The sequence below is a fragment of the Devosia insulae DS-56 genome, assembly GCF_000970465.2.
GTDB classification, from domain to species: domain Bacteria; phylum Pseudomonadota; class Alphaproteobacteria; order Rhizobiales; family Devosiaceae; genus Devosia_A; species Devosia_A insulae.
Window position 1 is genome coordinate 1 of record NZ_LAJE02000237.1, and the last position, 10,143, is coordinate 10,143.

General features: G+C 66.6%; 12 protein-coding genes. 6 read left to right on the forward strand and 6 right to left on the reverse strand.

What is annotated here, in order from left to right; all coding sequences use genetic code 11:
* Window positions 1-102: 102 nt before the first annotated feature.
* Window positions 103-1,359, reverse strand: a complete 1,257-nt coding sequence (locus VW23_RS17065) for a DUF3422 family protein (protein ID WP_069910752.1) — start codon at window positions 1,357-1,359, stop codon at window positions 103-105.
* 205 nt (window positions 1,360-1,564) lie between these two features.
* On the opposite strand from VW23_RS17065, the gene VW23_RS17070 reads away from it, so the two are divergent.
* Genes VW23_RS17070 through VW23_RS17080 form a run of 3 tightly spaced genes read left to right on the forward strand, consistent with a single transcriptional unit; the run spans window position 1,565 to window position 3,580 of the window.
* Window positions 1,565-2,350, forward strand: a complete 786-nt coding sequence (locus tag VW23_RS17070; RefSeq protein ID WP_069910753.1) for a MotA/TolQ/ExbB proton channel family protein — start codon at window positions 1,565-1,567, stop codon at window positions 2,348-2,350.
* On the forward strand, window positions 2,337-2,960 hold the full coding sequence (locus tag VW23_RS17075) for a hypothetical protein (protein ID WP_069910754.1): 624 nt from the start codon (window positions 2,337-2,339) through the stop codon (window positions 2,958-2,960). The genes VW23_RS17070 and VW23_RS17075 overlap by 14 nt, the downstream gene beginning before the upstream one ends.
* Window positions 2,957-3,580 carry a hypothetical protein gene (locus VW23_RS17080; protein ID WP_069910755.1) on the forward strand — a complete coding sequence of 208 codons (624 nt, stop codon included), beginning with the start codon at window positions 2,957-2,959 and terminating at the stop codon, window positions 3,578-3,580. The genes VW23_RS17075 and VW23_RS17080 overlap by 4 nt, the downstream gene beginning before the upstream one ends.
* 9 nt (window positions 3,581-3,589) lie before the next feature.
* On the opposite strand, the gene VW23_RS17085 is transcribed toward VW23_RS17080, so the two are convergent.
* Together VW23_RS17085 and VW23_RS17090 are read right to left on the reverse strand one after the other, a co-directional pair.
* Window positions 3,590-3,916: a hypothetical protein gene (locus VW23_RS17085; protein ID WP_069910756.1), complete on the reverse strand. Its 327-nt coding sequence runs from the start codon at window positions 3,914-3,916 to the stop codon at window positions 3,590-3,592.
* Between the two features lie 90 nt (window positions 3,917-4,006).
* Window positions 4,007-5,371: an FAD-containing oxidoreductase gene (locus VW23_RS17090; protein WP_069910757.1), complete on the reverse strand. Its 1,365-nt coding sequence runs from the start codon at window positions 5,369-5,371 to the stop codon at window positions 4,007-4,009.
* Between the two features lie 194 nt (window positions 5,372-5,565).
* Here VW23_RS17090 and VW23_RS29300 point away from each other — a divergent pair, with 194 nt between their 5' ends.
* On the forward strand, window positions 5,566-5,919 hold the full coding sequence (locus VW23_RS29300; RefSeq protein WP_069910758.1) for a DUF2934 domain-containing protein: 354 nt from the start codon (window positions 5,566-5,568) through the stop codon (window positions 5,917-5,919).
* Between the two features lie 148 nt (window positions 5,920-6,067).
* Here the strand turns inward: VW23_RS29300 and VW23_RS17100 are convergent, their stop codons facing one another.
* Window positions 6,068-6,418, reverse strand: a complete 351-nt coding sequence (locus VW23_RS17100) for a RidA family protein (protein WP_069910759.1) — start codon at window positions 6,416-6,418, stop codon at window positions 6,068-6,070.
* Window positions 6,419-6,490: 72 nt separating this feature from the next.
* Window positions 6,491-7,918: an MFS transporter gene (locus VW23_RS17105; RefSeq protein WP_069910760.1), complete on the reverse strand. Its 1,428-nt coding sequence runs from the start codon at window positions 7,916-7,918 to the stop codon at window positions 6,491-6,493.
* A gap of 147 nt (window positions 7,919-8,065) precedes the next feature.
* Here VW23_RS17105 and VW23_RS17110 point away from each other — a divergent pair, with 147 nt between their 5' ends.
* Window positions 8,066-8,638 (forward strand): TetR/AcrR family transcriptional regulator, encoded by a 573-nt coding sequence (locus tag VW23_RS17110; protein WP_069910761.1) that lies wholly within the window; start codon window positions 8,066-8,068, stop codon window positions 8,636-8,638.
* Here VW23_RS17110 and VW23_RS17115 read toward each other — a convergent pair.
* The gene (locus tag VW23_RS17115; protein ID WP_069910762.1) at window positions 8,635-9,501 is read right to left on the reverse strand and encodes a sigma-70 family RNA polymerase sigma factor; all 867 of its coding nucleotides are present in this window, start codon (window positions 9,499-9,501) and stop codon (window positions 8,635-8,637) included. The genes VW23_RS17110 and VW23_RS17115 overlap by 4 nt on opposite strands.
* Before the next feature lie 108 nt (window positions 9,502-9,609).
* Here VW23_RS17115 and VW23_RS17120 point away from each other — a divergent pair, with 108 nt between their 5' ends.
* Window positions 9,610-10,077: a carboxymuconolactone decarboxylase family protein gene (locus tag VW23_RS17120; RefSeq protein WP_069910763.1), complete on the forward strand. Its 468-nt coding sequence runs from the start codon at window positions 9,610-9,612 to the stop codon at window positions 10,075-10,077.
* Window positions 10,078-10,143: the final 66 nt, after the last annotated feature.

Here is a 10,143-nt window from a genome sequence, read left to right on the forward strand (position 1 = left end):
TACTTAAGACTGTCGAGAGCACCCGCTACCAAAGAGATGTCGACCGTCGGCAGCGTCAGATGGGGATAAGAGACAGGGAGGGGGCCGCGATTTTACAGTCGGCTACGAATGCCGGCCCCGCAGCCTGCGGATCCCCAGAAACACCAAAAACACCACCAGCGGCGCCGAGACGGCCAGCATCTCGCCCTTGGTGAACGGCAGCACCTCATGCAGCCCTTCGAAGATGTAGCCCAGGATCCCCAGCGCGTAATACGAGATGGCGATGATCGACAGCCCCTCGACCGTCAGCTGCAGCCGGTACTGGCTGCGGCCGGTCTGGCTGATTGCATCGAGCACCGAGCGGTTCTGCGTCTGGATCGACAGGGTGATCCGCGCGTCGAGCAGCGAGATCGAGCGGCGCACCTTCTCGGTCAGGCCGCTCAGCCGCTTCTCCATTGCCTTGCAGGTGGCGAGCGCCGGATGCACCCGGTTGTTGAGGAAGCGCTCGATGGTGGTGAACTCGCCGATCGCATGTTCGCGCAGCCGCGTCAGCCGCTCCGCCAGCACCTCGCCATAGGCTTGCGTCGCGGCGAAACGGAAGCTCGTCTCCTCCACTGTGCGGCTGATATCGACGCTGAGCTTATGCAGCGCCTCGAGCGACAGCTGGTGGTCCTCGGCGGTATCGCCGCCCTGCCCCACCTGCTGCATGATCGCCCCGAGCTGGCGCTCATATGTCGCGACCCGCCCGCCCATCTCGCGCGCCAGCGGCAGCCCGATCAGCGCCATCGTCCGATAGGTCTCGATCTCGAGGAGCCGCCGGACGATCACCCCGATCCTGAGCTCGCCGCTGCGTCCCGCGGCCACCTCGAAGCGGGTGAAGCCATCGGCATCGAGATGGAAATCCGTCGCCGCCTGCGCCCCATCATCGAAGATCGACGAGTAGCAGAGGCTGAGCGGATTGAACCCGGCGAGCGCCGCGGGCTCGATCGTGTCGGTCGGCATCACGTCGATGCGGGTAGCAAACACCAGGAGCAGCTTCTCGTGCAGCTCGAGCCCGATCCCCAGGGGCTTGGCGTCCCAATCGTCCGCCGCGCCGCTCCAGGTCATGGTGGCGAACTCGTTGTGCAGCTCCCAGGTCACCTGCCGGCCATCGCGGCTGAACGCCAGCTGTCTCGCCCAGGCCGGCCCTTCCGGCAGCACGCCCGCGACCACTGCCATCTGCTCATGCAGCGCCCTCAGGTCGCTGCCACCGTCGGCGCTCATGAATGCCAGCCGCCGGATGCGGATCGGCGGGGTCATCCCCAGCACCGGCCGCGCATGCGTCTCCGCATCGATCAGCCGCCGATACGCGTGCTCATGCCACTCCGCCACTGCCGTCACCCCTTAGCTCTCGGCCACAGCCTGAACGCAGCCGCGTCGGGCAGCAATCGTCACTTTGTCGCGCCTTAGCCGCCGGCATGTTGGCATTTCCAATGCGATGCATAGGCAGAGGCGATTGGCCGGCCATGCTAGCGGTGGCAGCAACCTGAAGCATTGCGCTCCCCGTTCCGACGAGGCGAGCCGACCGGGTCTGGAGGAACGGGTCTTGGACGACGTAAAGGCGGCGGTCATTGGATCGCCCATCGAAAGGCGTGACTACAACCCGGTGCTGCGCTGGCTGATCGTCACCGTGCTCGTGGCGATTGGCCTGTTGACGCTATGGCAGCTGGGCTTTCTCGGCTCGGTGGTGCAGTCCGACCACACCCGCATTTCGCTGCTGATCTTCGCCATCTTCGTCATCACCAGCCTCCATTGCCTGGTGCAGGCGATCGACATCAGTCGCGAGCTTATTGCTGCCCGCCGCGCCCGTGCCGTGATCGAAGCCCAGAGCACCTCGGGTTTCCGGCTTGCCGGCAACAACGTCCTCACCGGCGCCGGCACTTTGCTCGAGCAGGGCGTCCTCACCACCCATGTCGGCAATCTCGTCAGGAAGGCCGAGATCCGCGGCAAGGGCCAGCTCGACCAGACGCTGTTGCTGCGCTCCGTCGCCGACAAGCTGCGGGCCCGTGAAAAGATCGGGCTCTTCGTCTCCGAGAGCCTGCTGCGCCTGGCGCTGCTCGGCACCGCCATCGGTTTCATCCTGATGCTGATCCCGATCGCCGGCCTCACCTCGTTCGAGGCCGACACTCTGCGCGGCGCGCTCAGTGGGATGACCGGCGGCATGGCCGTGGCGCTCAACGTCACCGTCGCCGGCATTGCCACGGCGCTGATCCTCAAGTTCCAGTATTTCCAGCTCGATGCCGCCATCGGCGAGCTGTTCTCCGGGATCGCCGAGGTTTCCGAGATCTACGTCGTCCCGGCGATCGAGCGGAGCCACGATGGACGGGCCTAGCCTTTTCACCGGCGCCGAGGGCGATGACGGCACCTTCGTGCCGTTCACCGACATCCTGTTCAACGTGCTGCTCGGCTTCACCATGATGGTGTTCGTCGCCTTCGCCCTGATCCGGCCGGACGCCCAGACCGGCATCATCGACACCAATGCCGAGTTCATCGTCACCACCACCTGGCCCGACGACAACGACGATGACATCGACACCTATGTGCAGGACCCGACCGGCAACGTTGTCTGGTACCACTCGATGCAGAAGGGTTTCGTCACCCTCGATCGCGACGATCGCGGCAACTATCTCGACGAGGTCACGGTCAATGGGGTCACCCACCACATCGCGCTGAACCAGGAGACCGTGTCGATCCGCGGCATCCTGCCCGGCGACTACGTCGTCAACGTCTACCACTACACCAACCCCAGCGCCGCTGCGGTGCCGGTGACGGTGAAGGTCGAAAAGATCAATCCGAAGCTTTCGGTGGTCTACTACGACACGCTGATCCTCGATCACAAAGGCGATGAGAAGACCGTGGTCCGCTTCAGCGTCGACAAGGATGGCGCGGTCAGCGACATCAACACCGTGCCGCTCTCGCTGATCCAGGCGGTCCGCAAGTGAACCCACTGGTGATCGCCGGCGCCATCGCGCTGTTCCTCCTCCTCGCGCTGCTGCTCTTGAGCCTCAACCTCACTTCGCTGTGGAAGTGGTGGATCAAGGCTGCCGCAATCGTCGTAACGCTGGGCGCGGTAATCGTCCTCTACTTCACCATGACCGGTCTCGTCGGCTGGGCCAGCCCCGGCGAGATGCCCAGGCGTTTCGGCCTCCTCGCCACGCGCATCGTCGAGCCCGACAAGCTCGCCAACCTGCCGGGCGCCATTTACCTCTGGGTCGAGGAAGTCGACGACCGCCAGATCGTCATCGCTCCGCCTCGCGCCTTCCAGGTGCCCTACAAGGTCGAGATCGCCACGGAAGTCGCCTCTGCCCAGCAGCAGATCGAAGGCGGCGGCAAGGTGCTCGGTCAGTTCACCCCTACCGGCATGGGAAAGACCGAGGCCGGCCAGACCGCGCAGAAGGAAGGCGAGGGCACTACCGACGCAGACGGTGGCGCCAACCTCCAGGCCAGCGGCGCCGGCGGCGAAGGCGCCGACAAGATCGGCGACCCCGGCGCCCTCAGCTTCTCCGAAATGCCCCCCGTCGACCTTCCCGACAAGGCGCTGATGGTCCAGATGGGCCAGTAGACGGCTGAGCTACTTGCTCAGCGCATCCGCCGCGTAGCTCAGCGCGTGCTCGACCGAGCGGATTTCCACCACCAGCGGCGCGACCTTCGGGTCCGATTCCCAGGCCGCGAAACCGCGCTGCTTGGCGAGTTCGGCCAGATCTGCCGCCCGTTGCCCGACAATCCCCGCCGCCGTTCGCGCTTCGCCCAGCGCATCGGCGCGCACTGAGTCCGGCGTCTGCGGGTTGTTGGCGAGGCTCTGCAGCCGCTTGGCGTTGATCTTCCACTGCCGCGCGAACTCTTCCGCCCGTTTCAGGCGGAACGAGATCACCGTATCGCTGAGTGCTGCCTCTCCCATGCCCCCACCATTGATTCGGGTCGTTCAGGAGTCAATTGACGCGCCGATTTTGATCGCCAGATGGCGGTGCGCGACAATTCACCAGACCGACTAGACCAGTGGCTTGAGGTCGGCCAGCAATGTCGGCACCAGCTCGCTCACTGTCGGATGCACGTGCATGGTGCGGATAATGGTGTCGACATCGACCCCCGCCGCCATCGCCTCGAGCAGCGATTGCATCACCTCGTCGCCCTCGATCCCCAGCAGCGCCACGCCGAGAATCTGCCGCGTTTCGGCATCGGCGAACACCTTCATGAACCCCAGGTTCTCCGCCCGTTCATTGGCCCGGCTGACCCGCGTCATCGGCCGCACCGCCACCAGGGCCTGCTTGCCCGAGGCCCGAACTTCCGCCTCGCTCATCCCGGCCCGCCCCAGCGGCGGATCGATATAGAGCGCATAGGCCATGACCCGGTCGCTGACCTTGCGGTCGGCGCCATCGAGCAGGTTCTGCGAGACGATCTCGAAGTCGTTGTACGAGGTGTGGGTGAAGGCGCCGCGCCCGTTCACGTCGCCCAGCGCATAGATATGCGGCTGGTTGGTCCGCAGCTTATCGTCGACCGCGATGTAGCCGTCAGCATCGAGCGCCACACCCGCCTGCTCCAGCCGGAGATCCTCGACATTGGGCACCCGGCCCAAAGCCAGCAGCAGGTGGCTGCCTTCTACCGCCTCGCTGCCGCGGCGGTAGCTGACCGCCACTCCATCGCCGCGCCGCTCCGCCGCCATGCAGCTGGCATCGGTGATCACCCGGATCCCCTCGGCTTCGAGAATCTCGCGGATGGTCGCCGAGACGTCCTTGTCTTCCTTCGAGGTGAGCCGCGAACTGCGCGCCAGCACCGTCACCTCGGCCCCGAACCGCCGATACATCTGGGCAAACTCGAGCGCGATATAGGAGCCACCGGCGACCAGCAGGTGTTTTGGCAGCGTATCGAGCTCGAGGATCGAGGTGTTAGTGAGATAGGGCACATCGGCCGCCCAATCCGGCACCACCGGCCGCGCCCCGGTATTGAGGAAGAATTGCTTCCCCTCCAGCAACTCGCCGTTCACCTCGACCGCGGTCGGCGAGACGAACGCCGCCGAGCCGCGAAACACTTCCAACCCCTCGGTCGCGCCCATCCAGTCGTCGAGCCCCTGCCGCGAGGCGAGCACTACCTTGTCCTTGCGCGCCTTGACCGCCGCCATGTCGACGCTGACCGGCCCGGTCATGACGCCGAAATCCTTGGCCCGCCGCGCCAGCCACGCCACCCGCGCGCTTGCCACCAGGGTCTTGGTCGGCTGGCAGCCATCGTTGACGCAGGTGCCGCCCATGTGCCGCCGCTCGATCAGCGCCACCGTCTGCCCGGCATCCGCCAGCCGCGCCGCGAGAAACGGCCCCGCCTGCCCACCCCCAATGACGATGGCGTCGAACGATCGGCTCATAGCTGAACTCCGCAAATTTCAGCGCCGACCTTAGCCGTCCGCCCGCAATACGGAAACTCCGCTGCCCGGAGCTTGGTTCATAGCTCGCTTGCGGTCGGGGGCCTTCGCCCCGTCATCGGACGCTGCTAGTCTCCATATGTCTGCAATAGGGTTGGCGCGCCATCCCGGTCGCGCCCCTGGCTCGGGGAATGACAATGCCCGCCAAATCGAAACCAGCCGACTCCGCCGCGATGGTCAGCGAAGACGCCGTCCGCCAGCGCGCCTATTACCTGTGGGAAGCCGACGGGCGGCCCGAAGGCAAGCACGACCACTACTGGACCCTGGCCCACCAGGAGGCCACCAAGGCCTTCGCCGAGGCCACCGCCAACGGCGTCGCCAAGGCCGGCAAGGGCAAAAGCCCCGGCGCCATCCCCGCCGCCGTGAAGTCGAAGCCGCCGAAAGAAGCCAAGCCGGTCAAGGTGAAAGCGGCGAAAGCTGCCGAGGCCAAGCCCACCAAGAAGGCCGCCACCAAGCCCCGCGCCGCGGTACCCGCTAAGAAGGCGAAGTAGCAGTTCCAGCCACCGGGTCATTCCCGCGAAAGCGGGAGCCTCCGTTTGCGATGCACGCCCCAGAAACAGAAATCCCCGCTTTCGCGGGGATGACAACTGCTCTGTCAGTGATCCTCCCCCAAGTGTCGGGGGCGGGAGAGGCCCGCAATCAGTCCTTTGCGGCCACCGCGATGATCTCGACCTTCAGCGACGGGTGCGCCAGGCGTGCTTCGATGGCGGCGCGGGCCGGCGGGTTGGCCGGGTCGATCCAGGCGTCGTAGACGGTGTTCATCGCGGCAAAATCGCCGATATTGTTGAGGATCACCTGGCAGAACAGCACCTTGGACTTGCTGGTGCCCGCCTCGGCCAGGAGCTTGTCGATCGCCGCCAGCACTTCGCCGGTCTGCTTCTCGATCGAGCCGTTGTAATCGGTCGCCACCTGCCCGGCGAGATAGACGGTGTTGCCGTGGACCACGGCCTGGCTCATGCGCTTGCCGGGCTGGTAACGGGTGATGCTCATCGGATGCTCCTCAAATGAATGGCGGAGCCTCTGTAGCGGCTCCGCCTCCGCGGAGAAAGCAGAACTTCCGCCTTACTCCGCCGGCACCGGCACCGCGGCCGTTGCGACCTGCCGCCGGGCCCCGGGGATCAGCAGCGACACCAGCATGGCGAGCGCCGCGACGCCGGCGAACAACAGGAAGCCGGTGACGAACCCGGCCTCCTCCGGCACGCCATTGGCGGTCTGGTGCGCTGTCACCACGGCCGTCATCACCGCCGTGCCGATTGCCCCGCCAATAGTGCGGATATTGGTGTTCATGCCGATCGCCGTACCGGTCTGGCTGGCCGGCACGTTCTGCACGATCACGCTGGTCAGCGCCGCATAGGCGAGCCCCAGCCCGATGCCATAGACGCCGCTGATCACTGCCACTTGCCAGATGCTGGCATGCAGCAGTGCCAGCGACACACAGGAGAGTGCGATCACCGCCGAGGCGCCGGCCAGTTGCAGCTTGAACGGCACCACCTGGGCCAGCCGGCCGCTGAACACGCCGGCGACCGCCATCGACACCAGCATCGGCAGCATCACCCAGCCCGCTTCGCTCACCGTCGCGCCAAAGCCGTAACCGGCCGAGCTCGGCACCTGGATCAGCTGCGGCAGGAACACCCACACCGCGAACATCGCCGCGCCGAATAAGAGCGCCACGAGATTGCTGGTCCACACGGCCGGCAGCCGCATCATCTTCATGTCGATCACCGGGTTGGACGAACGCACTTCGACCGTCACCCAGGCCGCCGCCAGCACCACCGCCAGTGCGAACAGCCCGATCACCGCCGGCGAGCTCCAGCCCCAGCGCGTCCCGAGGCTCAACGGCAGCAGCAGCGCGATCAGCCAGGCGGCGAGCAGCGCTGCCGCCAGCCAGTTGATCGTACCGCCAGCCTTGACCGGCGATTCCGGCACGAAGAACTGCGCCAGCGTCGCCGTCACCGCAACCACGGCCAGCGGCACCCAGAACAGCCCGTGCCAGCCGAACAGGTCGACGATCGGCCCGGCGAGAATGGTGCCCACGCCGCTCCCGACGGCGATCACCGCCGAGAGGACCCCCACTGCCGAGGGCACCCGCGCCGGCGGGAACTCGTCACGGATAATACCGAACGACAGCGGTACGATCGCCCCACCCAGCCCCTGCACGATGCGTCCGGCGATCACCAGCTCGATGCTGGGCGCCAGCGCCGCGACCAGGCTGCCGAGCCCGATGGCGGCCAGCGCCAGCACCAGCGTCTTCGCCTTGCCGATCATGTCGCCGACCTTGCCGAGAATCGGCGTCGCCACCGCCGCCGACAGCAGCCAGGCGATCAGCACCCAGGAGACGGCGCTCTGGCTGGTCTTGAGTTCGCTTTGCAGCGTCGGCAGCACCGGCGCCAGCAGCGATTGCAGCATCGAGAACGATGCGGCGCCGACCGCCAGCACCAGGAAGGTGAGGCTGGGCGACGACGATTTGGACGTGTTTGGCACGTTGGACATAATGATCCTGTCTCGCAGACGGCACTTCCTGCTTGGATTGTCCGCTGCGATTAGCTATGTACTGGAGGGCGCCTCCATATAAGTGGAGGGTTCCTCCGTTTAGCGGAATCGATCTGCGCTGGCAATGCCTGTCGGAAAGAAAAAGGTATGACCGAGACGACCACCTTGGCCGAGCTGGCGCTGCGGCGCCCGAGCCGCGCCGATGCCCGGCGCAATTACGACAGCCTGATCGGTGCCGCACGCAACAGCTTCGCCGAGCTGGGCACCGAGGCGCCGCTCGAGGAAATCGCCCGGCGCGCCGATGTCGGCATCGCTACGCTCTACCGCAACTTCCCCACCCGTGAGGCGCTGATCGAAAGCGTCTATCTCGAGGAGGTTCTTGCCGTCTGCAACGCAGCAGGCGAAGTCGCTCATCTCGAGCCGTGGGAAGCGCTGCTCGCCTGGCTTCGCCGGGTCGTCACTTACGTCGGCGCCAAGCGCGTGCTGGTCGAAGGCTTGAACCGCGACAGCAACACCTTCAAGGCCTGCCGCCTCGGCCTCTACGAGGCCGGCGCACCGCTGCTCGAGCGCGCCCAGGCGGCGAAGCTCGTCCGCCCCGACGTCGCCATCGATGACGTCATCAGGCTCGTTGCCGGCATTGCCGGCATCGGCTCGACCACCGAGGAACAGCGCGATCGCATCCTCGCCATCGCCCTCGATGGGCTGAAGCGAGCCGCTTAGTTCAACGCGGTTACCTCGAGCCCGGCCAGCCGGTCAGCATCGGCCAGCACCTCGATGCCGGTCACCCGCTCATCCGCCACGGTAAACCGCAGCACCCGGAACGGCGCCCCGGCGCGCAATACGACGATCGCTGGCTCGCCGCCAACCAGCGCCAACTGCGCCTCTGCCATGAAACCCGCCAGCGCCCGGCGCGCCACCACTTCGGCACCCCGCGCCACCAGCGCCATGCCCACCGGCACCGCCGACGCATCGGCCCGCAACACCACTTCGGGGTCGAGCACCGCCAACAGGGCCGCGAGATCGCCGCTCCGCGATGCCCTCAGATACGCCGTGACCACCTCGCGGTGCCGCTCGCGGCTCGGCTCAAAATTGTCGCTGCCGCCCTTCACCCGCCGCCGTGCCCGGCTGGCGAGCTGCCGCGCCGCATCGGTAGAGCGCCCGACGATCGGCGCGATTTCCTCGAACGGCAGATCGAACATGTCGTGCAGCACGAATGCCACCCGCTCCGGCGGCGGCAGCGTCTCCAGCACCACCAGCAGCGCCACCCCCAGCGAATCGGCCATCTCGAGCGCGTGCTCCGGGTCGTCCTTGTCGTCAAACGCCTCGGTCGCCGGCTGCTCCAGCGGCTCCTCACGCCGCGACTTGCGCGTCCGCAACATGTCGAGGCACACCCGCGCCACCACGGTGGTCAGCCAGCCCGAGAGATTACCTACCGCGCTGGTGTCCGACCGGCTGAGCCGCAGCCAGGCTTCCTGCACCGCGTCCTCGGCTTCCGTTGCCGAGCCGAGCATCCGGTAGGCCACCCGCTTCAGGTGCCCGCGATCCGCCTCGAACCGGCGGGCCAGAATTTTCTCGTCGTCCATCGTCACATTCCCTGATCGCGCTCCGTCATAGCACTGACGAACCACATCGGCCCGCTGTGACAGCCCGGGCCGAAAAATCCGTCAGCAGCAGAACCGGAGCTCTCGAAAATGCAATCGCGTATGACCAACCCCGCCTTCGCCGTCCCCGGCGCCATGTCGGCGCTGCAGGCGATCAGCCAGGCCGCCCAGGCCAACCCCGCTGTCTCGCACCAGCTGCATGCCCTCGTTCACCTGCGCGCCAGCCAGATCAACGGCTGCAGCGTCTGCGTCGACATGCACGCCGCCGATCTGAAGAAGCTCGGCGATACCGACCGCCGCATCATCGCCGTCTCGGCCTGGCGCGAGACCTCGTGGTTCACCGCACCCGAGCGCGCCGCACTGGCCCTGACCGAAGCCGTCACCCGGCTCAGCGACCGCTCGGACCCGGTCCCCGACGCCATCTGGGACGAAGCCCGCGGCCATTTCGACGAGCCGGCTTTGGCCTCGCTCGTCCTGTCGATCGGCATGATCAACATCTGGAACCGCCTCAACGCCGCCACCCGCCAGATCGCCGGCGCCTGGAAAGCCGCCGCCTAGGCTCGATGCCGCTTATCCTCCCCCGCGTGGCGGGGGAGGGGGACCAAGCGAAGCTTGGTGGAGGGG

Bases quoted from the DNA above. Each gene is read 5' to 3' on its own strand.
- VW23_RS17075 (WP_069910754.1), top strand. From the start codon at position 2,337: ATGGACGGGCCTAGCCTTTTCACCGGCGCCGAGGGCGATGACGGCACC.
- VW23_RS17085 (WP_069910756.1), bottom strand. From the start codon at position 3,916: ATGGGAGAGGCAGCACTCAGCGATACGGTGATCTCGTTCCGCCTGAAA.
- VW23_RS17090 (WP_069910757.1), bottom strand. From the start codon at position 5,371: ATGAGCCGATCGTTCGACGCCATCGTCATTGGGGGTGGGCAGGCGGGG.
- VW23_RS29300 (WP_069910758.1), top strand. From the start codon at position 5,566: ATGCCCGCCAAATCGAAACCAGCCGACTCCGCCGCGATGGTCAGCGAA.
- VW23_RS17100 (WP_069910759.1), bottom strand. From the start codon at position 6,418: ATGAGCATCACCCGTTACCAGCCCGGCAAGCGCATGAGCCAGGCCGTG.
- VW23_RS17105 (WP_069910760.1), bottom strand. From the start codon at position 7,918: ATGTCCAACGTGCCAAACACGTCCAAATCGTCGTCGCCCAGCCTCACC.
- VW23_RS17110 (WP_069910761.1), top strand. From the start codon at position 8,066: ATGACCGAGACGACCACCTTGGCCGAGCTGGCGCTGCGGCGCCCGAGC.
- VW23_RS17115 (WP_069910762.1), bottom strand. From the start codon at position 9,501: ATGGACGACGAGAAAATTCTGGCCCGCCGGTTCGAGGCGGATCGCGGG.
- VW23_RS17120 (WP_069910763.1), top strand. From the start codon at position 9,610: ATGCAATCGCGTATGACCAACCCCGCCTTCGCCGTCCCCGGCGCCATG.